Annotated in this window: 22 protein-coding genes (1 of these 22 only partly in view); 1 reads left to right on the top strand and 21 read right to left on the bottom strand. The window is 34.3% G+C overall.

The window, feature by feature from the left end:
* Positions 1 to 68 precede the first annotated feature (68 nt).
* From spoVG to metG, 12 genes are all read right to left on the bottom strand, one after another.
* Entirely contained in the window at positions 69 to 362 is a 294-nt protein-coding gene (spoVG, locus tag I5818_RS00285) for a septation regulator SpoVG (protein ID WP_058006092.1), read from the bottom strand.
* Positions 363 to 874: 512 nt separating this feature from the next.
* On the bottom strand, positions 875 to 1,249 hold the full coding sequence (locus I5818_RS00280) for a RidA family protein (RefSeq protein WP_078109484.1): 375 nt from the start codon (positions 1,247 to 1,249) through the stop codon (positions 875 to 877).
* Positions 1,249 to 2,082 carry a pur operon repressor gene (purR, locus tag I5818_RS00275; RefSeq protein WP_078109485.1) on the bottom strand — a complete coding sequence of 278 codons (834 nt, stop codon included), beginning with the start codon at positions 2,080 to 2,082 and terminating at the stop codon, positions 1,249 to 1,251. The genes I5818_RS00280 and purR overlap by 1 nt, the downstream gene beginning before the upstream one ends.
* A 159-nt stretch (positions 2,083 to 2,241) precedes the next feature.
* Positions 2,242 to 3,108, bottom strand: coding sequence for a 4-(cytidine 5'-diphospho)-2-C-methyl-D-erythritol kinase (ispE, locus tag I5818_RS00270; protein WP_078109486.1), 867 nt, complete (start codon positions 3,106 to 3,108; stop codon positions 2,242 to 2,244).
* A 346-nt stretch (positions 3,109 to 3,454) separates the two neighbouring features.
* Positions 3,455 to 3,637 carry a small, acid-soluble spore protein, alpha/beta type gene (locus I5818_RS00265; RefSeq protein WP_071977243.1) on the bottom strand — a complete coding sequence of 61 codons (183 nt, stop codon included), beginning with the start codon at positions 3,635 to 3,637 and terminating at the stop codon, positions 3,455 to 3,457.
* 128 nt (positions 3,638 to 3,765) lie between these two features.
* A complete protein-coding gene (gene veg, locus I5818_RS00260) occupies positions 3,766 to 4,035 on the bottom strand; it encodes a biofilm formation stimulator Veg (RefSeq protein ID WP_071977244.1) in 270 nt (89 codons plus the stop codon).
* 421 nt (positions 4,036 to 4,456) lie between these two features.
* Entirely contained in the window at positions 4,457 to 5,335 is an 879-nt protein-coding gene (gene yabG, locus I5818_RS00255; protein ID WP_078109487.1) for a sporulation peptidase YabG, read from the bottom strand.
* A 140-nt stretch (positions 5,336 to 5,475) separates the two neighbouring features.
* Positions 5,476 to 6,357, bottom strand: a complete 882-nt coding sequence (gene rsmA / locus I5818_RS00250; RefSeq protein ID WP_078109488.1) for a 16S rRNA (adenine(1518)-N(6)/adenine(1519)-N(6))-dimethyltransferase RsmA — start codon at positions 6,355 to 6,357, stop codon at positions 5,476 to 5,478.
* Entirely contained in the window at positions 6,350 to 6,910 is a 561-nt protein-coding gene (gene rnmV / locus I5818_RS00245; RefSeq protein ID WP_078109494.1) for a ribonuclease M5, read from the bottom strand. Before rnmV ends, rsmA begins: the two co-directional genes overlap by 8 nt.
* Before the next feature lie 129 nt (positions 6,911 to 7,039).
* Positions 7,040 to 8,236 (bottom strand): G5 and 3D domain-containing protein, encoded by a 1,197-nt coding sequence (locus tag I5818_RS00240; RefSeq protein WP_078109489.1) that lies wholly within the window; start codon positions 8,234 to 8,236, stop codon positions 7,040 to 7,042.
* Between the two features lie 225 nt (positions 8,237 to 8,461).
* Positions 8,462 to 9,229 carry a TatD family hydrolase gene (locus I5818_RS00235; RefSeq protein WP_078109490.1) on the bottom strand — a complete coding sequence of 256 codons (768 nt, stop codon included), beginning with the start codon at positions 9,227 to 9,229 and terminating at the stop codon, positions 8,462 to 8,464.
* Positions 9,230 to 9,638: 409 nt separating this feature from the next.
* Entirely contained in the window at positions 9,639 to 11,600 is a 1,962-nt protein-coding gene (gene metG, locus I5818_RS00230) for a methionine--tRNA ligase (RefSeq protein ID WP_078109491.1), read from the bottom strand.
* 619 nt (positions 11,601 to 12,219) lie between these two features.
* Here metG and I5818_RS00225 point away from each other — a divergent pair.
* A complete protein-coding gene (locus I5818_RS00225) occupies positions 12,220 to 12,501 on the top strand; it encodes a transition state genes transcriptional regulator AbrB (RefSeq protein ID WP_058006102.1) in 282 nt (93 codons plus the stop codon).
* A 79-nt stretch (positions 12,502 to 12,580) separates the two neighbouring features.
* Here the strand turns inward: I5818_RS00225 and rsmI are convergent, their stop codons facing one another.
* The 9 genes from rsmI to I5818_RS00180 all read right to left on the bottom strand — a co-directional run.
* Positions 12,581 to 13,456, bottom strand: coding sequence for a 16S rRNA (cytidine(1402)-2'-O)-methyltransferase (gene rsmI / locus I5818_RS00220; protein ID WP_078111240.1), 876 nt, complete (start codon positions 13,454 to 13,456; stop codon positions 12,581 to 12,583).
* A gap of 2 nt (positions 13,457 to 13,458) precedes the next feature.
* Entirely contained in the window at positions 13,459 to 14,226 is a 768-nt protein-coding gene (locus I5818_RS00215; protein WP_078111241.1) for a tRNA1(Val) (adenine(37)-N6)-methyltransferase, read from the bottom strand.
* 167 nt (positions 14,227 to 14,393) lie between these two features.
* Positions 14,394 to 14,771: a DNA replication initiation control protein YabA gene (yabA, locus tag I5818_RS00210; RefSeq protein ID WP_078111242.1), complete on the bottom strand. Its 378-nt coding sequence runs from the start codon at positions 14,769 to 14,771 to the stop codon at positions 14,394 to 14,396.
* Between the two features lie 11 nt (positions 14,772 to 14,782).
* The gene (locus I5818_RS00205; RefSeq protein ID WP_078111243.1) at positions 14,783 to 15,604 is read right to left on the bottom strand and encodes a PSP1 domain-containing protein; all 822 of its coding nucleotides are present in this window, start codon (positions 15,602 to 15,604) and stop codon (positions 14,783 to 14,785) included.
* Positions 15,597 to 16,604: a DNA polymerase III subunit delta' gene (holB, locus tag I5818_RS00200; RefSeq protein WP_078111244.1), complete on the bottom strand. Its 1,008-nt coding sequence runs from the start codon at positions 16,602 to 16,604 to the stop codon at positions 15,597 to 15,599. The genes I5818_RS00205 and holB overlap by 8 nt, the downstream gene beginning before the upstream one ends.
* Positions 16,605 to 16,618: 14 nt before the next feature.
* Positions 16,619 to 17,059: a YaaR family protein gene (locus I5818_RS00195; RefSeq protein WP_058006118.1), complete on the bottom strand. Its 441-nt coding sequence runs from the start codon at positions 17,057 to 17,059 to the stop codon at positions 16,619 to 16,621.
* Between the two features lie 14 nt (positions 17,060 to 17,073).
* The gene (locus I5818_RS00190) at positions 17,074 to 17,403 is read right to left on the bottom strand and encodes a cyclic di-AMP receptor DarA (protein ID WP_058006108.1); all 330 of its coding nucleotides are present in this window, start codon (positions 17,401 to 17,403) and stop codon (positions 17,074 to 17,076) included.
* 139 nt (positions 17,404 to 17,542) lie between these two features.
* Positions 17,543 to 18,178 (bottom strand): dTMP kinase, encoded by a 636-nt coding sequence (gene tmk, locus I5818_RS00185; protein WP_078111245.1) that lies wholly within the window; start codon positions 18,176 to 18,178, stop codon positions 17,543 to 17,545.
* A gap of 60 nt (positions 18,179 to 18,238) precedes the next feature.
* Positions 18,239 to 18,948: the 3' portion of an aminotransferase class I/II-fold pyridoxal phosphate-dependent enzyme gene (locus I5818_RS00180; protein WP_078111246.1), read on the bottom strand. 724 nt of this gene lie beyond the right edge of the window; 710 of the gene's 1,434 nt are visible here — the last part of the coding sequence; its start codon lies beyond the right edge, outside the window; it ends in the stop codon at positions 18,239 to 18,241.

The raw sequence follows: 18,948 nt of genomic DNA, 5'->3' as shown, positions 1-18,948 counted from the left end.
TTTTTGAGAAAAAGAGCCGAAAAAAAGAGCCTTACTTCTTGGAGTAGGCTCTTGCTGCTTTTATTCTATTAGGAAGCTCCGGCTTCTTCAAACTCGACTTCCTCTAACTCTCCTAATCGGTGATACTCCGCCAATACAGATTCTTGAATTTTGCTTCTAGTATTGGAATTAATTGGATGAGCAATATCTCTAAACTCTCCATCTGGAGTGCGTTTACTTGGCATTGCGACAAATAATCCATTATTCCCATCAATTACTCGGATATCGTGAACAACAAATTCATTATCCAATGTAATAGAAGCAATCGCTCTCATTCGCCCCTCTGTATTAACACGGCGTAATCTTACATCTGTTACTTCCATCCTATTCACCACCTTTTTGCATAGATAGAATCTAGTTAAAGTATTCAACAGATTTTGATATATTCCTTCTTAAATTGTAAAATTTTTTAAATAATTAATAGGACTCTTGTATTTCTTAGTAAATCAAATCATATATTAATCATTTATTTACCAACAGAAATCAAAATATACGTATTTTTAAAACTTTTGCAGTAATACTCTCCTACTCAGGTGTATACATAAGAGAAAGTTGGAACCAAAAACAGGCTTATTTTGAAAGAAATCACTTTACTATATTCTTATCACAAAAATAATGCTGTTTTCCTATAGTTGTTGTTATGTAAAAGCCCTACTGTCGAACTTTACACTTAATAAATCCCCTTTAGCTATTCTTATAAAATTTCGTAGCCCTAAAGAAATGAAGGAGGGTGACAGTCTTCAACTTTTTTATTATTAGTTAAGGCTTTACCTAAATAGAAAATGTTGGAGTGCAGTACAAAAAAAAGACTATCAAGTGACAGTCTTTTAAATGCTTATTTAACTAATGCAATAACCTCTATTTCTATTTGAACGTCCTTAGGAAGTCTGGATACTTCTACACAGGATCTTGCTGGCTTATGCTCAGAAAAATATTCTCCATAAATTTCATTAATAATTGAAAAATCATCCATATTTTTTATAAATACGGTGGCTTTCACAACTGTCTCTAAAGAGGCGCCTGCTTCATGTAATACAGCTTTAATATTTTTAAATACTTGATGTGTTTGTTCTTTTATATCATCAGAAATAAGTGTCCCTTCTTCAGTTAAAGGGATTTGACCAGAACTATAAAAAACATTATTTACGACAATTCCTTGTGAATATGGTCCGATTGCTGCCGGCGCTTTTTTTGTAGATACGACTCTCATTAAATATCCCCCTTGGATTGTAAAAAGTAATTTCCCTCTACCACTCTGATCTTTTTCTCTTTCACATCTACATCCATTAGTTTAACCAATGATACATAATCATCCACTAATCTTTCTTCTGCTTCCTCAGACTCTAATAGAACGGCAATCCCTGCTAATGTAGCATTAAACTCTTCTAAAAGATTCACCATACCATTAACAGTCCCCCCAGCTTTCATAAAGTCATCAACAATGAGAACCCTTGCTCCCTCATTTAAGCTTCTTTTAGAAAGAACCATCGTCTGAATTCTTTTCGAGGATCCAGAAACATAATTAATACTAACTGTTGAGCCTTCAGTTACTTTACTATCTCTTCTAACGATGACGACAGGTACATTTAAATAAGACGCGGCTGCATGTGCAATAGGAATCCCTTTGGTTGCTACTGTCATAATAACATCTATATCTTTATTCGCAAATGACGAAGCAAGTAACTTTCCAACTTTACTTACGATTTGAGGGTTTCCTATCAAATCAGTTAAGTATAAATAACCGCCAGGCAGAAGTCTTTCGGGGTCTGCAATTAATTGGCAAAGCTCTGCAATTATTCCCCTAGCAGCTTCCTCTTTCATATGAGATATATACTTTACTCCACCTGCTGCACCGGGAATGGTCTGAAGCGTCCCTATTCCCTGCCTTTCAAAGGTTTCCTTTATGATTGCTAAATCTTCGCTAATGGATGATTTCGCTGACTCATATCTTTCAGAAAAGAAAGTTAACGACACTAGCTCCTTTGGGCGCTCAAGTAAATAATGTGTCATATCAATTAATCTTTCACTACGACGAAACTTCATATTACACCCCCCTTTACATAAATTCCCGAATAATTATTAATAATATATCACCAATGTACGGATTATGTCCATTAGTCTAAAACTAACTATTAACTATATGGAAAAGCGGTGATGCACCATTCAATTTACACATTGTTCGTTGCTTTTCAAAATAATCCTCTATTTAGTAAAACGGTCACCTAACATTCGAACTGCAAAAACCTGATCACAAAATCCTCTAAGGCCATTGTATATTCGTTGAAGGCGCGAATCGTATTGAACAAGACCAAATACAGTTGGTCCACTCCCACTCATTAGGACAGCGTCAGCACCGAACCTAAACATTTGCTCTTTAATATGTTGTACCTCTGGATGCATTTTCAATGTTACACTTTCTAAAGCATTCCCGATTTCCTTACATACCGATTGATAATTCCCTTGTTGAATCGCTTGGATCATCGCTTGGGAATTCGGATGTTGGATCGATTCTAAATTTAGATTCCGATAAACATCTGCCGTCGATACTCCAATGGATGGCTTTGCTAAAATAACCCAGCAATTAGGCGGTGCAGGTAAGTGAGTTATTTTTTCTCCTCTTCCTTTTGCCAAGGCTGTTCCACCATACACACAAAACGAAACATCAGAGCCGATTTCCGATCCAATCTCTGCAATTTCATCTAAAGTTAAGCCCAAGTTCCAAAGTTTATTTAAACCACGTAATGTGGCAGCAGCATCACTACTTCCACCAGCTAAACCAGCAGCAACCGGGATCATTTTATCAATAGTAATTGAAACACCTTGGTTAATATGGAATTTCTCCTTAAGAACCTTTGCTGCTTGAAATGCTAAGTTACGTTGATCATCTGGAACAAATCTATTTTGAGAAATGATACGAATCTCACCGTCTGTTGTTTCTGACAATCCGATTCTGTCAGAAAGATCGATTGTCGTCATAATCATTTCGACTTCATGATATCCGTCCGAACGCTTATTTAAAACATCTAAGGTTAAATTTATTTTCGCCGGTGCTTTAATAAAAATCGTCAACAGTTTCACCCACTTTAATCCGACATTTGATTTTTGACTGAAGTACTTTCTGGTGTTAAGCTCGGAAGCTTTCCAAATATATTAAGGTACTTTCTCTGTTCTTATAAGTTTGTACTATTTTACCACAAACAATAATTGCCATATAACCTCTTCACAAATATTGTATTTTACCACTATCAATGAATATATGGAAGATGTATCTGTAAATATATTGTCTATAAACTAATAATCAGTGATATCAGGATTAATGGAACCGTTCAATCTTAAGAGATATTAAAAAAGACCGAGAGATAGCCCCGGTCTTTTCGGCATGTAATTGTTTTATTCCATGAGCTTGAACCTGTCATTAGGAATGTCGATTATTGGCAAGCTGTTGTTGCGCGATTTCTATCGCTCGCTTCACCATATTTCCAGCATCCTTTGCCTTAATACCGCCCCATCCTTCTTGCTGAACGACATCATAAAAACCTAATTCCTTAGCTAATTCTTCTTTTAGCTGATTAGACATAATTCCTTTTCTTCTGCCCACTTTGAATAACCTCCTTAAACATACCTTATACATAGTATGTTCAAGCAAAAGCCTATTTATCGACTCATTTCATTTTAAATAAACGCTGTATAAAAGGGCAAAAAAACAAAAAGCAGTAAACGCATTGTCTACTGCTGCCCTAATACTATATTTCCTGTTGTTTCATCATAGAAGGTTAATTGGACCGTTTCAGTAAGCACATCTGCATAGCTGTAGGAAACACGTTCAAATGAGTTTTCCTCTTGATCTAATTCGATGACAAAAACTGATGGATAAGTTTCTGCCAAAATACCCGAACGTTCAATGGTTTTTCTTCGTCCACCATTAGCTTTCAACATTAATCTTTTTCCAAGATTTGAATCAAGGGATCTCTTAATGTCAGTTAATGTCTTTGGCATTTCGCTCCACCTCACTATGTATTAGTATAGCACAATATGTAAAAAAGGTCAAATATAAATTATTTATTTTATCAGTCAAAGGAATGTACTGTCAATACTTTTCATTCAACAAAATGACCGTTTTTTTTACAAATTTAGTTTTACCAACAAACTGAATAATATGTAGATAAAGTATATTATTTAAAAATTGCTTAATAAATAAGGCGTAGAGTCCTTGTCTACCTTGTATAATTCCGCATTATTCAAATGAAATATAATAAATCGAAGAGGCTCGAGTCATGTTGATTTATCGTAGAAAAAAATGAGGTTCGTTTGCAGATGATTAGAGGGGGCTACTCATTAACTTTGATAGCTGCATTAAATTTAATATTTTTTCATAAGAAAAAAGCTCTAATGAATATTCATTAGAAGCCTTCTCCTACTATTCTTCCATGACAGGCTTATATGGCATTCCCGTGCGCAAGACTCCTTTTGTCTCAATTCCTCCCAACCCCTTTTCACCAGTTAATGTATTACGTAAAACATCCCACACATTTATTGGTTCCATAAAGGATGTATAACTAATTTTAGCTACTATATAAACAGGATCAAGAGCATGAATATTAACTCTTAGTGGGGAGCTTGCAAAATTAGCCCCCACTTGAATTAACGATTCAAAATGAGATTGGCATGCTCCTGCAAAAATAATTAATTGATCCAAATGGGGTACCTTTTTTCTTGCTTCAATCACCGTTTTAACGAAATATTTAGAATGTCTATATGCGTTTATATCTGCCTTTTTCCCCTTTGATTTCGAATAGGAATCATGTCCTGTTATCACTAAAATATCCGGCCGATACTTATCAATTAATGGCCCGATTTGATTTGGCATATCCTTTTCATAACAGTGGATTCCATAAACTTTTATTCCTATTTTTTCATAAAGATCGATACATTTTTTTAGGTAATTAGGATCCCCATCAAGATGTAAAACACGTCCTGGAATATGAAAATAGCTAAAATCTTGATTATATCCATTTGTTGCATTGTATTCATGTCTATGTCGTAATAAATCAATATCTTGTTGGAATAGTTCAAAGGATTGCGCTTCTAGTGAACGAAATTCCCTAGAAATCTTCGACCTTTCCTCAGAGTCGATCATCACTAAGTCTTCAAAGGGAGCATCTGCGATTAATCGATAGTCCTCACCATATAAAATAGCTGTTTCCTTGCCATCTTTATTAATAATATCAATCACTCTAAATAAAAGATCACATTGATATGATTTTCTTCCCACGATTGAATTGATTTTTACACCCATGAGTTTTCAACTCCAATGTAAAGCAAATAGTCTTTTTAGTTCTAACATTAGGCTATGCATCACACATAGAATAGGTGAAAGGGGACTATCAGTAAAATTCTAACTGTTAAATTCTACTAATAGCCCCCTTTTAAAGGTATTTATTTATTTATAATAGGATATAGTGCATTACTTAGTGCGGCGAACTCTTCAATAGAAAGTGTCTCGCCTCTTCTGCCAGGATCAATTCCAATTTGATCTAATGCCTCAAGAATTTCCTCTTTAACCCCTTTGCCGTTTGGCAGCTGACTTGTAAGATTATTTAAAAGTGTTTTCCTCCTTTGTGCAAAGGAAGCACGTGTTACTTGGAAGAAAAACTCTTCATTATCAACGTTAACAATCGGTTCATCATGTAATGTTAAGCGTATAACTGCAGAATCTACATTTGGCTGTGGCATAAATACCGTTTTAGGAACTACCATTACAGTTTCTGCTTTCGTATAATATTGAATAGCAATCGACAAGGAACCATATTCTTTTGTGCCAGGTTTCGCACTTATTCGATCAGCTACTTCCTTTTGGAGCATAACAACAATTCCCCTAAGAGGAAGCCTTTTTGTTAAAAGCTGGGTAATAATCGGTGTTGTTACGTAATACGGAAGATTGGCAACAACCATAATATCCTTAATATCTTTAAATTCTGTTTCTATTAGTCCTTGTACATCTGCCTTTAAAATATCTTGATGAACAACTTTTACATTATCGTATGGGGATAATGTGTCCTCCAATATCGGAAGTAAACGTTGGTCTATTTCAAACGCTAATACCTTTTTGCTGCTTCTGGCTAAATGCTCTGTCAACGCTCCAATACCAGGTCCGATTTCTATGGAGCCAGTCTCCTTGGTTAAACCAGCACTTTCTGTAATATTTCTTAATATATTAGGGTCAATTAAAAAGTTCTGACCTAAGCTTTTTTTAAACGAAAATCCATATTTTTTTAATATTTCCTTTGTTCTCATCGGGGTAGCAATATCTTTATGCATTCTTTTCCTCCTGTAGGACTTTTTCAATTGCAGAAGCAAAATCCTCTTTACTAATTTGAAACATCATTAATCGCTTATGAAGCTGCTTTCCATTTGTATATCCTATTTTCAATAGTTCACCTAAGCGTTCTCTTCTAGCCTTTGATTGAGGGAAGCCTATTAACCCGGCAGTAATCAAATCTTCCTTCGTAATCACCTCTATAATATCCTCTTCCATCGTATGAGCATCCTTTAATGCCTCGCGAATAGCATCTGGACTAGCATGTTCAACACCAATTCCCCTGCCAGACGTTGGTCTTGCATCCTTTTTTTTAATGAAGGCATGCTTACAACCTGGCACATGATCAGATACGATTTTTCTAATCTTCTCACCTGGAAAATCAGGATCTGTAAAAATAATGACCCCTCTTGTGTCCTGAGCTAGTTGAACCTTTTCAATTGTTTCCTTTGAAACGGCGGACCCATTTGTTTCAATTGTATCTGCATCAACGGCTCTTTTAATGGCCGTGGTATCATCTCTACCCTCTACAACGATAATTTCTTTTATTTTCATTTTTCCTCCAAAATAGTGAAACATTTTTGTAACATTATTCGTCTTATATTATAAACCACCTATATTATAATTGTATTATACAGATACACACATCAAAAAAACAAAAAACAGAGGGAAGACCCTCTGCATCTAATTCAGTATTTTAATTTTAACTCGTTTTCTTCCCCAATTATAGGCTTGTGACTTATTGGAGAAAAACACATCAATTTTTTGACCTTTCATTGCACCACCAGTATCTGCTGCAATGGCATAACCATAGCCTTCAACATATACTTTTGTTCCAAGTGGTATAAAATTAGGATCTACCGCAATTATTTTCATGTTTGGATTGGCACGTAAATTAATACCTGTAGCAGTACGTCCTGAACATCCATTACACTCTGCTGTATAAGCGGTCGATGTTACATAATATTCTTTACCACCTTCAGGTTCACCTCTAGAAACCTGGGCTGTTAATACTTTTGTTCCAACTAAAACAACCTTTTCCTTACTTTCCTTTAAGGTTTTTTCAGTTAGTAATTTTCGATTAACTTCTTTTCCGTTTTCCTTCGTTACTTCATACGTTTTATGAACGATGCCATTTTCACCATGCTGTACTACTTTTTCTTGCCCTTTAAGTAAGGTAGAGTCCTTTTTAGTAGTTATAGCATATTGAATAGGTTCTTCCACTACATCGCTGACTTTTTTAACTCTGATCACTTTAATTACATCTTCTGGACTAACTTTATGTTTTAGATCCGGCTTTGTACGGTCTAATTCTTCAAGTTTGACTCCCTGTTGCTTTAAAAAGTCAGCGACCGTAGTCGAAGTTGACCAAACCTTTTTCTTTTCGCCACCATCATTTAGTGTTAAGGAAAAAGCCTTTGCAATATCTATTTTCATATTTTTGGTAATATCTTTATTTAGTCCTGGATTTACTTGATCATACTTTCCAATTTTAATCTTTTCATTTTCAAGTAAGTCCCTTATTGTATTTTCTGTCGTCCAAACCGATCGTTCCTTACCGTCAATCGCTAGATGGACTTTTTTAGCTGGTTTCCAGACAAAAGACAATTGATCTGTTACCTTAGTATCTTTTGGTAATGACAAATAATCCTCTGAGTGTAAATGAATATCTAAATCGTCTAAAATATCTCCAATCGTATCCGAGTGTGTCCTAATAACTTTTTTCTTCCCATCCATTGTCATAGCAACAGTTTTTTTCGTAGTTTCATAGGCAGTAAACGCTAAAACCCCTGCAAAAACTATGGAACTAGAAATAACAATAGTGAGTCTTTTACTACTCATTGTCCTGGAAAACAGGCTTTTCACATGCTTTAAATTCATGAAAATGAAACGCCTCCTTCTCTCCGTGAGATTATATAGACTATCTTGTCTACTGTCAACCTAATAGACTTTTAGAAATGTATTGCCTATTATGCATAACATTTCCAAAAATGAAAAGGGAGACTTATCGACATCGTTATCCTATGAGATAGAAAAGACTTGTAGAACTTTAAGTTTTTCAAAAAATATTAGACAAGCTCCCTTGGCATTCGACACCTTTAGATATCACATTATGCCGAATAATTTATTTGCATTTAAGGATGTTTGCTTAGCCACTTCCTCAAAAGATATTCCCTTTATTTCTGCAATCTGTTCAGCAACTAATTTTACATATGCAGGTTCATTTCTTTTACCTCTATAAGGATGTGGAGCTAAATAGGGACAATCTGTTTCAATTAAAAGGCGATTTAAAGGAATTTCTAATGCAACTTCCTTTGGTTTCTTCGCATTTTTAAATGTAACAGGACCACCTAACGAAATATAGAAGTTCATGTTAATGCATTCTCTAGCTATTTCAGGGCTTCCACTAAAGCAATGCATAATTCCACCAACTTCTTGTGCATCCTCTTCTTTTAGAATATCTACAATATCTTGAGTTGCTTCACGATTATGAATAACAATTGGTAATTTCACCTTTTTGGCTAATCTAATTTGTTTACGAAATACTTCCTTTTGTATCTCCTTCGGTGACTTATCCCAATGATAGTCTAAACCCATTTCTCCTAACGCAACAACTTTAGGATGTTTAGTTAATTCTTCTATCCAGATAAGGTCCTCATCTGTCATATCAATGGCATCAACTGGATGCCATCCAATACTGGCGTAAAGAAAATCATAGGTTTCAATAAGCTCCATTGCTCTATTAATCGTTGGTCGATCAAATCCAACAACAACCATCTTCTTTACTCCCGCATTTTGTGCGTTTTGGATGACTTCTTTTAAATCCAGATCATATTGCGAATCATTAAGATGAACATGTGTATCGAATAACATTTATACTAACTCCTTATCCAATATAATTTTATTATAAAAATCCTACACAAGCTTTGCATTCATTTAACATTTACATTACATTTTTTTAAATACATTTTCCTATTAACTATTTGTGAAAAATATAACTTTTTTACCAGTTAATTTCGACATTATTTTGCCATTGTTCAACCTAAAAATAGTGTTATAACTACCCATTTATTCCTCTAATGATTAAAATAACCACTCTATAAAAGAAAATTTATATACTAATTGACCAAAATTATTTGTACCTAGCATTATAACTCTATACTGGAATAATGCGAAAAAGAAAATAACATAGAGGATCACGTCGAAAATTGTTCCACGTGAAACATCTCTATGTTATACTAGCCAATATTTTTCAGATAGTTAATCCTTTATATTATTACAATTACTTTACAATTGCACCATTTGGAAGGCTTTGATCGATACTAGCAAGAGATAATTGGCCGTCTTTTGATCCAGCCAGGATCATTCCTTGTGATAGTTCACCTCTTAATTTTACTGGCTTTAAGTTTGTTACACAAATTACCTTTTGACCTACCAATTCTTCTGGTTTATAGTATTGTGCGATTCCTGAAACTACTTGACGTTTCTCATATCCTAAATCTAATTGTAACTTTAGCAATTTATCTGCTTTTTTAACGGGTTCTGCATGAATTACTTCTGCAACACGAAGTTCAACCTTCATAAAATCATCAATAGTTATTTCACTTTTTTCTTCCAACTTTTCAGTTTCCATTTCTTTTTTCTCACTTTTAACAGGTTCCCCTGCCATTTTTTGCTTAATGTATTCTACTTCTACGTCAATTTCTAATCGTGGGAAAATTGGTTCCCCTTTCTTTACCACTTTTGTACCCGATGGGATGGAGCCAAATTTATTAAGACTCCCCCAATTTTTTAATTCATCATCTTTAATACTTAATTGTTCAAATATATTCGCCGGTGTTTTAGTTAAAAATGGTTGAAGTAAAACAGCAACTATACGTAAAGACTCCGCTAAATGGACCATGACAGAAGATAGTTCTGCTTGTTTCCCCTCATCCTTAGCTAAAACCCAAGGGCTTGTCTCATCAATATATTTGTTTGTTCTACTAATTAATTCCCAAACAGATGCTAAAGCAACCGAGAATTCCATTTTTTCCATTGCTTCTTCATACTTTTGGATCGTCTCCATATTAACTGTGACCAATTCTTCATCAAAGGAATTAATAGGTCCATTATACGTTGGGATTTCACCATCAAAATATTTATTAATCATAGCTACTGTTCGATTAAGAAGATTACCTAAGTCATTGGCTAAATCAAAATTAATTCGTTCAACAAAGCCTTCTGGTGTAAATACTCCATCTGAACCAAATGGCACTTCCCTTAACAAGTAATAACGCAATGAATCCAACCCATATCGATCAATCAAGGTAACTGGATCTACTACATTTCCTTTTGATTTAGACATCTTTCCGTCTTTCATTAATAACCATCCATGTGCAAATACCTTCTTTGGTAATGGTAAGTCTAAAGCCATTAACATGATTGGCCAATAAATTGTGTGGAAACGGACAATTTCTTTACCAACTAAGTGCACATCTGCTGGCCAATACTTTTGGTACTTTGTATCATCGCTTGTTCCATACCCTAATGCCGTAATATAGTTTGAAAGTGCATCAATCCAAACATAGATAACATGTTTTGGATTACCTGGAACCTTAACACCCCAATCAAATGTAGTACGTGAAACAGCTAAATCCTCAAGACCCGGTTTAATAAAATTATTAATCATTTCATTTTTTCTTGATTCAGGCTGGATAAATTCAGGATTCTCTTCATAAAACTTTAAAAGGCGGTCAACATATTTACTCATTTTAAAAAAATAGGATTCTTCTTTTACCTTTTCAACAGGTCTACCACAGTCTGGGCAATTTCCGTTGACTAATTGGCGTTCTGTAAAAAATGATTCACAAGGTGTACAATACCATCCTTCATATTGATCTAAATAAATATCCCCCTGCTCTACCAATCGCTGAAATATTTTTTCTACTACCTCTTTATGTCGATTCTGAGTTGTACGAATAAAATCATCATAAGATATATCCAATTTATTCCATAAATCTTGAATTCCTGCGACAATATTATCTACATAGGCTTGTGGTGTTATCCCTTCTTCTTCAGCCTTACGTTGTATTTTTTGGCCATGTTCATCTGTTCCTGTTAAGTACATTACATCATAGCCACGAAGCCGCTTATACCGCGCCATTGCATCCCCAGCTACAGTTGTATACGCGTGTCCGATATGTAAATTCCCACTTGGATAATAAATCGGTGTTGTAATATAAAATGTTTTATCCTTCTCCATTACCTGTCCCACCTTATAAAATATTTTCTAATACATTTTCATGTCTCAATAGTAAGTTTAGCACCTTTGGCATTCTAAATGTCTTAATTGAAATGGAAATAAAAAGAAATTGTAAAAATTATTACGTTAGTCTTGCTATATACTAATAAAAACTAGTTCAAGAAAAGTGCCTAAAAAAAATACTCTCACCCAATGGACGAGAGCTTATTAATGCCAATTTGGGCAAACAATATACATTTCCTTACCTAAAGACATCATAGCCTCTTATATCATCAAAATATACATAAATTTTTGCTTTTCTGCAACTTTCCTACTTATATAAGTAAATTTTAAAATGAAAGTGTATAGTAAAAAGGTAGGAAATTTGTCGAAAATTATTTTTGACTTTTTAAGATTTGTAAAAAAATAGATTTTTATTCGCCGAGGAATAAATGGTAATTTTTTCTTCAATGAAGAAAAACCCTTATATATCAAGTGGTTTCAGTGTTTTTTAGAATGAAACTAGAGTGAAAATAATTATTGACGAATATGGGAATCGTTGGTATGATAGATTCAGTTAATGAAAAATATGTCGAAAAATGACGATAAAGATAAATTACAATAGGAGGAGAAACAAAAAATGAAATCTACTGGTATTGTTCGTAAGGTTGATGAACTAGGTCGTGTAGTTATTCCTATCGAACTTAGACGTACACTTGGTATTGCTGAAAAAGACGCATTAGAAATATATGTAGATGATGAAAAAATCATTTTAAAAAAATATAAGCCTAGCATGACTTGTCATATTACTGGAGACGTTTCTGATGATAATGTTCAATTAGCAGGCGGAAAATTAGTACTTAGCCGTGAAGGTGCAGACCAATTAATTAAGGAAATCCAAGCTGCTTTCCATAAGGAGTAGTTAATAGTTTCTTAATATTAAAAGGCATCTCCTATTTATATTAGAAATGCCTTTTCTTTGTTTTATTTTATTCATTTATTTACTCTTGATGAAATGTTTGATAAACTTCTCTTTTTGGTAAATTTCTCTCTTTTGCAACTTGTTTAATCGCTTCCTTTGAAGTTAATTTTTTCTGGTCCATATAATGGTTTACATGGTCAATCACGCTTATATCTGTCCACCAAGGTTCCTGTTCATTCTCCATACTTTCATGATTTCCCTCTACAACTATACAAAATTCCCCACGAACTTCATTAGCTTCAAACCACTTAATGATTTCATCTATAGTGCCTCTTAAAAACTCTTCAAATTTCTTTGTTAACTCTCGACAAAGCACAATATTTCTATTTCCAAGTACTTCACTCATTGCTTTTAATGTTTCCTTTAATCGGTGAGGAGCTTCATATAATATAAACGTTTCAGTTTTATTGTTTAAATTTTCTAATTCAGCTCTTCTTTCCTTCTTATTCCTTGATAAAAATCCATAAAAATAAAACGGTTGTGGATTAATTCCAGATGCAATTAATGCAGTTAAGGCAGCATTAGCTCCAGGTAAGGGAACAACTGTAATGTTTTCTTCTAATACTTGAACAACTAATTCATAGCCCGGGTCCGATATTGATGGCATTCCAGCATCACTGACTAATGCTACTTTTTCTCCTAAAAGCAATTTAGAAATAAGATTCTTTGCACTGATTTCCTTATTATGTTCATGATAACTTGTAATAGGTGTTTGTATATCAAAATAATGACAGAGCTTTTTTGTGTTTCGAGTATCTTCGGCAGCAATGATATGAGCTTCCTTCAATATTCGGACCGCACGATATGTCATATCTTCTAAATTTCCTATCGGTGTGGGTACAAGATACAGAATCCCTTTACTTTTATCATTAACAAAGCTTTTTTGTACTTGCATCTTTATCCCTCCTTTTTGTCATATTCAATAGCATTTCCAAATAACATCTCTTCGACTTCTTCACTATACTGATTTTCTGCTTTGTAAATATATAATGGTGGTAATACCTTTAAATCTTTACTGCCGTCCTTAATTCCTTCTACCAGTATTGTATTTGCCTCTTTTCCATACCTTGGATATACAAATCGCAGACGTTTCGGCTCTATACGATATTTTCTCATTAGCATTAAGATATCTAATAGTCTTCCCGGTCTATGTACAAATGCTGCCTTTCCACCCTGACGCAATAATTTGCTACTAACCTGAATAGCATCCTCAAGCGTACATAATATTTCATGTCTCGCAATAGCCAGATGCTCATTTATATTTTTTTCGCTTTTTGGTGGTGTCACAAAATAAGGTGGATTACAAGTAACCACATCAAATTTACCTTTTCCTAGCTTTTCAGGCATTTCTTTAATATCTCCATGAATCATGTTGATTTGATTCTCTAAGTGATTATAAGAAATACTTCGTACTGCCATATCGTAAAGCCTTTCCTGAATCTCGACCCCTATAATATTAGCTTTTGTTCGGTTACTTATTAATAATGGAATCACACCATTCCCGGAGCATAGATCGATTACCCTTCCCTTCTGGATGGGAAGATAAGCAAATCTCGCTAGCAAAACTGCGTCTAAAGAAAAAGAAAATACCGACGGACTTTGAATAATTCGTAATTTCTCAGCAAGCAAATAGTCCAATCGCTCATCATCTCTTAACTCAACCATTACTCTACCTCCATATTAAGAAAAGGATTTCCAGCTTGATAGCACCTTTCTAACAGAGTGCATAATCCCTAATATCTCACTTAAAAAGCCTTCCCAAATTTAAGGAAGGCCACTCTTTTTCTCTCTATTCCTATTGTACTATTATACCTACTTCTATATCATTGTTCTTATTTTTTATTTAAAAACGAGAGGCAAAATAAACAATCTTCATCTTTTCGAGGGCTTCCAAAATGAACATTACAAATATGAAATCCCTCTTGATATAGTCTTGCTAAGTTATCATAACCTTCGCCTATGTCAAAGTCTTTATGATTAGAATCAGCTTGATCTTCTTTTCTACTATTTTTTTGTATCGCCACATCCTGGATTATGGCATATTCTCCATTATCCAACCGGCGACGTAAATATTCATTTTCTATTTTTAATGAATTATTTTCTTCAATCATCTCGGCTAAGTTTTTTTTCAACTCACCTAACTGCTGATATAAGTTTCCAATTTGGACTTCCATATTACTGACTGAATCGAAGAACTCTTTTTTATCCATTAACTCCACCTCTACTCCGTGGCTTGGATCGATATGGCATCTTCACTTAATAATTCATCCATCGTAAACTCTAGGACACGTTCTTCTAATTGTACTTGTAAAACACGTTCAAGAATATTGAGTCCAATGACCTTGCCCAATCCTAAAGGTGTTCCTACTGTTTCACCCACATCAGGCAAAAATTCCTTAGCGGATTCATATTCATCATTTTCGTATTTAAGACAGCACATGAGTCTACCACATAGTCCGGAAATTTTTGTTGGATTTAAAGAAAGGTTTTGATCCTTTGCCATTTTAATAGATACTGGTTCAAAATCGCCAAGGAACGTAGAACAACATAGCATTCTGCCACATGGACCAATACCACCAAGCATCTTTGCCTCATCCCTAACACCAATCTGCCGCAACTCAATTCTCGTACGAAAAATAGCGGCTAAATCTTTTACAAGGTCACGAAAATCTACACGACCATCTGCGGTAAAATAAAAAATTACTTTATTACGATCAAATGTATATTCTACATCCACTAGCTTCATATCGAGCTGGTGTTCAATAATTTTGTCACAACAAACCTGATAAGCTTCAATTGCAGCTTCTTTATTTTCATCCACGATCAAATGGTCCTTTTGATCCGCAATTCGAATGACCTTTTTTAATGGAAGAACTACATCATGCTCCTCTACTATCTTTTGGTCCATAACCACCTTACCAAACTCAACGCCTCTGACTGTTTCCACAATAACGGAGTCATCTTTCTGAATTGAGAGACCATCCGGATCAAAATAATAAACCTTACCGGCCTTTTTAAATCTTACACCTACTACATTAAACAAAGGTAGATCCCCCCTGCAAATTTAAGACAAGCTGTTCCATCAATAAATGAGGATTCATATTTCCTTGTAACTTTCTTTTTGCCTCCAAAATAGCTGACATCTTTTCAGCTATTTTTGTCGGTGAATTTTGAAGCATATCTACCTCAAATTGCCTCCGTTGATCTGGATAGATTAATTGTTTGTCTCTTCCTAGCTGTAATGTAAGAAGATCTTTATAAATAAATAACAAAAGATCAAGCCCTCGATCTATTTGATTTTTTTCCTTAAAATGATTATACCAGTCCTCTTGTAATTCAACCATGGCAAATAATGAGCCTTTACCGAGGACTTCATATAATTTTAACACTATTTTTCGGGCTTGTGCAAACCACTCATCACGATCAAGCTGAATTGCTTCATTTAGATCATTTGTGAGGTTGGCTAATAAAGGAGCGGCAGAAGGTGAAATACCTTCTTCAATTAGTTTTTTTTCTAAGTGATTCAATGAAAATGGTTGAAAGGAGACGATCTGGCATCTCGAAAGAATGGTTGGCAAAATTTGTTGCACTTGCTCAGTAATTAATATAGCTGTTGTTTCTGAGTTTGGTTCTTCCAGGAACTTCAACAAGCTGTTTGCCGCATTGGTTGTCATCTTATCTGCATGCACTAGAGTATAAAGCTTTTGTTTAGACTCAACTCCTGATTTGCTAAATTCCTGTTGTAAGTTTTTTATTTGATCTTTTTTTATTGATAATCCATCTGGTTCAAGTACGTGAACATCGGGGTGGCTTTGATGATTAATTCTTTTACAGTTGCTGCACTGTTCGCATGGATTTATTCCGTCTATTAGATTAAGACAAAATAGACTCTTAGCAAATAACACACTTACCTCTTTCTTTCCCAGTCCATGTTCTCCCTCAAATAGATAGGCATGTGCAACACGATTACGCAATATACTATTTTTTAACACTTTAGCTGCTAGTGGTTGAACTTTCTCCAGTTCATCCCAAGATAACGTCAATCTAAATCACTCTCTTACGTATATATATTTAAAATTAGTCCCTTGATTTCTCCAATCTTTCCTAAAATATCTATTTGAGTTTTATCCTTTTTAATATAATCTTCGGTTAATTCCACTAAATGTTTATCAATTTGTTCAACAATACTTAATTTTCGGCCCTCACCATATTGATTCCATGTATGAGATTGTTTTAAGTTCATACCAAAATCAACTGTTTCTTTAATAAACCTTTTTACGAGGTTTTTATACTTTGTTAAATCTTTAAACGTTCGTGAGCGAGATAAACGCTCACCTGCTTGATCAATCTCAGATATTAATTTATTTAATTGTTCTATTTGTAACTTTTCATCTTGTTTATGAATGATTTCAGTAAATTTAATATTACTGGAGTTTGAACCTTTTTGATCAGGGCGTTTATTATCCAAACCCAATCGTAAATCTTGGTTTATTTTCAACATTTATACCTCCGTTAAAATTGCTCAAATCGCTCAACTGGAAGTACAAATACGGTTGCTCCACCAACTTCTACTTCCACTGGGTATGGGATATATGAATCTGCATTCCCTCCCATTGGTGATACAGGTGCCATAAGCTGTTCACGGGATTGGCAGTTATCTTTAATAACCTGCATAGCCTTTTCAACACGTATATCTTCTGTACCTATCATAATAGTAGTATTTCCTGATTTTAAAAACCCACCAGTACTCGCTAGCTTTGTTACTCTAAAATTATGTTCAACCATGGCGTTCATTAAACGTGTACTATCCTGATCCTGCACAACAGCTAGAATTAGTTTCATAAAACTCCCCTCCCAATATATTTAATAAAATCAGTCAGTTATTACTCTTTTTGTTATTATATCATTTATTATATATGTATTTGAGTATATCCCTAAATAATCCTTTAAAAAACATAAAAGCCCTAAGGAAAAATATACCTTAAGGCTTGTTGTTTATTAAATCCTCTATTTTGGATTTCACTGCACTATATACTTTATCTAATGATTGGCCAGCATCTACTTCATATATCCGTTCAGGAAATTTATCTAATAATAGTTTAAATCCTTCTCGAACTTTTGTATGGAAATCCATCGTTTCTAAATCTAAACGATTCACTTCTCTTCCCTGATTATCAGATATTCTTTTTAAACCAACTTCAACATCTACATCAAAAAAAATCGTTAAATTTGGCATTAGATCCTGTGTAGCAAATCGATTTATAGAGTATACCTCTTCAATTCCTAGCCCTCTAGCATAGCCTTGATAAACTAAGGAACTGTCTATAAAACGATCGCATAGTACAATAGCTCCATCATTTAATGCTGGGATGACCTTTTCAACCAAGTGCTGTCTTCTTGCAGCTGCATATAAAAGTGCCTCAGTACGGTAATCCATTTCTGTATTTTCTTTATTCAATAAAATTGTTCTTATTTGTTCAGCGATATTGATTCCGCCTGGCTCTCTAGTCATTACAATTTTATATCCCTTTTGCTTTAGCGCTGTTCCCAACTTATTTAACACAGTTGTTTTTCCAGCACCTTCTGGCCCTTCTGCAGTAATAAATAATCCTTCCAAAATAATAACCTCCAACATCCAATTCAAATACTCATACTATATTCATTAGTATTTACACTCTTAATCTACATAGACTAAAATTTCCCTATTTGTTAATCGCTCAATTTCACCTTGAAACCTAGCATTTAAAGTTAATAATTTATCTAATACTTCTACCGTTTCATCTGTTATGCATTCTCCTGGTAATGTAAGTGGAATCCCGGGTGGATAAGGAATAATCATTTTTGCCGCAATTCGATTAACTGCATGTTTAAAAGGAACCCATTCATACGACCTATCTTCCATTTCACTAAACGGAATTGCCAACTGGCTGATTTTATTCTTTATATCTACCATTTTATTATCAGCATTATTATTATTTAGTTTAGGTTTTTTAATTACCTCTTTCATTTTCTCGAATGCTTCTATGTATATAAATTCCGCTCCCTTTTTTAACAATGGTAATACCATTACCACTTGATGCGGATCAGCCATTTCAGTATATACCCCTTCCTCCTCTAATAACTCTTGGAACTGAAATCCCGAATATCCATTATACCGAACCATTAGTTTCAATGGGTCTTGGTTTACCAAACCTTGAATTACTGTTATACCCTCTAGAGAATTTAAATTATCAACAAATTGATTTCTTTGCCTCATTGTATACTCTATATCCTCTTGTCTATAAGTTGCTAGATAGTAACGAGCAAAATCTAGGGATGCCATTATAGGGTAGGATGGACTACTTGACTGTAATATAGAATAAAACTGTTCCACTTTCTCTAAAGAAA

Origin of the sequence: Heyndrickxia oleronia (genome assembly GCF_017809215.1) — a bacterium.
GTDB lineage: Bacteria > Bacillota > Bacilli > Bacillales > Bacillaceae_C > Heyndrickxia > Heyndrickxia oleronia.
The sequence above is the reverse complement of the archived record's forward strand: the minus strand, read 5'-3'. Positions and strand labels throughout refer to the sequence as shown.

Coding starts and splice junctions, on each gene's coding strand:
- I5818_RS00215 (WP_078111241.1), bottom strand. CDS start 14,226: ATGGTTGAGTTAAGAGATGATGAGCGATTGGACTATTTGCTTGCTGAG.
- purR (WP_078109485.1), bottom strand. CDS start 2,082: ATGAAGTTTCGTCGTAGTGAAAGATTAATTGATATGACACATTATTTA.
- I5818_RS00240 (WP_078109489.1), bottom strand. CDS start 8,236: ATGAATTTAAAGCATGTGAAAAGCCTGTTTTCCAGGACAATGAGTAGT.
- spoVG (WP_058006092.1), bottom strand. CDS start 362: ATGGAAGTAACAGATGTAAGATTACGCCGTGTTAATACAGAGGGGCGA.
- I5818_RS00280 (WP_078109484.1), bottom strand. CDS start 1,249: ATGAGAGTCGTATCTACAAAAAAAGCGCCGGCAGCAATCGGACCATAT.
- metG (WP_078109491.1), bottom strand. CDS start 11,600: ATGGAGAAGGATAAAACATTTTATATTACAACACCGATTTATTATCCA.
- yabA (WP_078111242.1), bottom strand. CDS start 14,771: ATGGATAAAAAAGAGTTCTTCGATTCAGTCAGTAATATGGAAGTCCAA.
- I5818_RS00235 (WP_078109490.1), bottom strand. CDS start 9,229: ATGTTATTCGATACACATGTTCATCTTAATGATTCGCAATATGATCTG.
- yabG (WP_078109487.1), bottom strand. CDS start 5,335: ATGGGTGTAAAAATCAATTCAATCGTGGGAAGAAAATCATATCAATGT.
- rsmI (WP_078111240.1), bottom strand. CDS start 13,456: ATGCAAGTACAAAAAAGCTTTGTTAATGATAAAAGTAAAGGGATTCTG.
- I5818_RS00190 (WP_058006108.1), bottom strand. CDS start 17,403: ATGAAACTAATTCTAGCTGTTGTGCAGGATCAGGATAGTACACGTTTA.
- I5818_RS00225 (WP_058006102.1), top strand. CDS start 12,220: ATGAAATCTACTGGTATTGTTCGTAAGGTTGATGAACTAGGTCGTGTA.
- rnmV (WP_078109494.1), bottom strand. CDS start 6,910: ATGAAAATAAAAGAAATTATCGTTGTAGAGGGTAGAGATGATACCACG.
- veg (WP_071977244.1), bottom strand. CDS start 4,035: ATGCCAAAGACATTAACTGACATTAAGAGATCCCTTGATTCAAATCTT.
- rsmA (WP_078109488.1), bottom strand. CDS start 6,357: ATGCATAAAGATATTGCTACCCCGATGAGAACAAAGGAAATATTAAAA.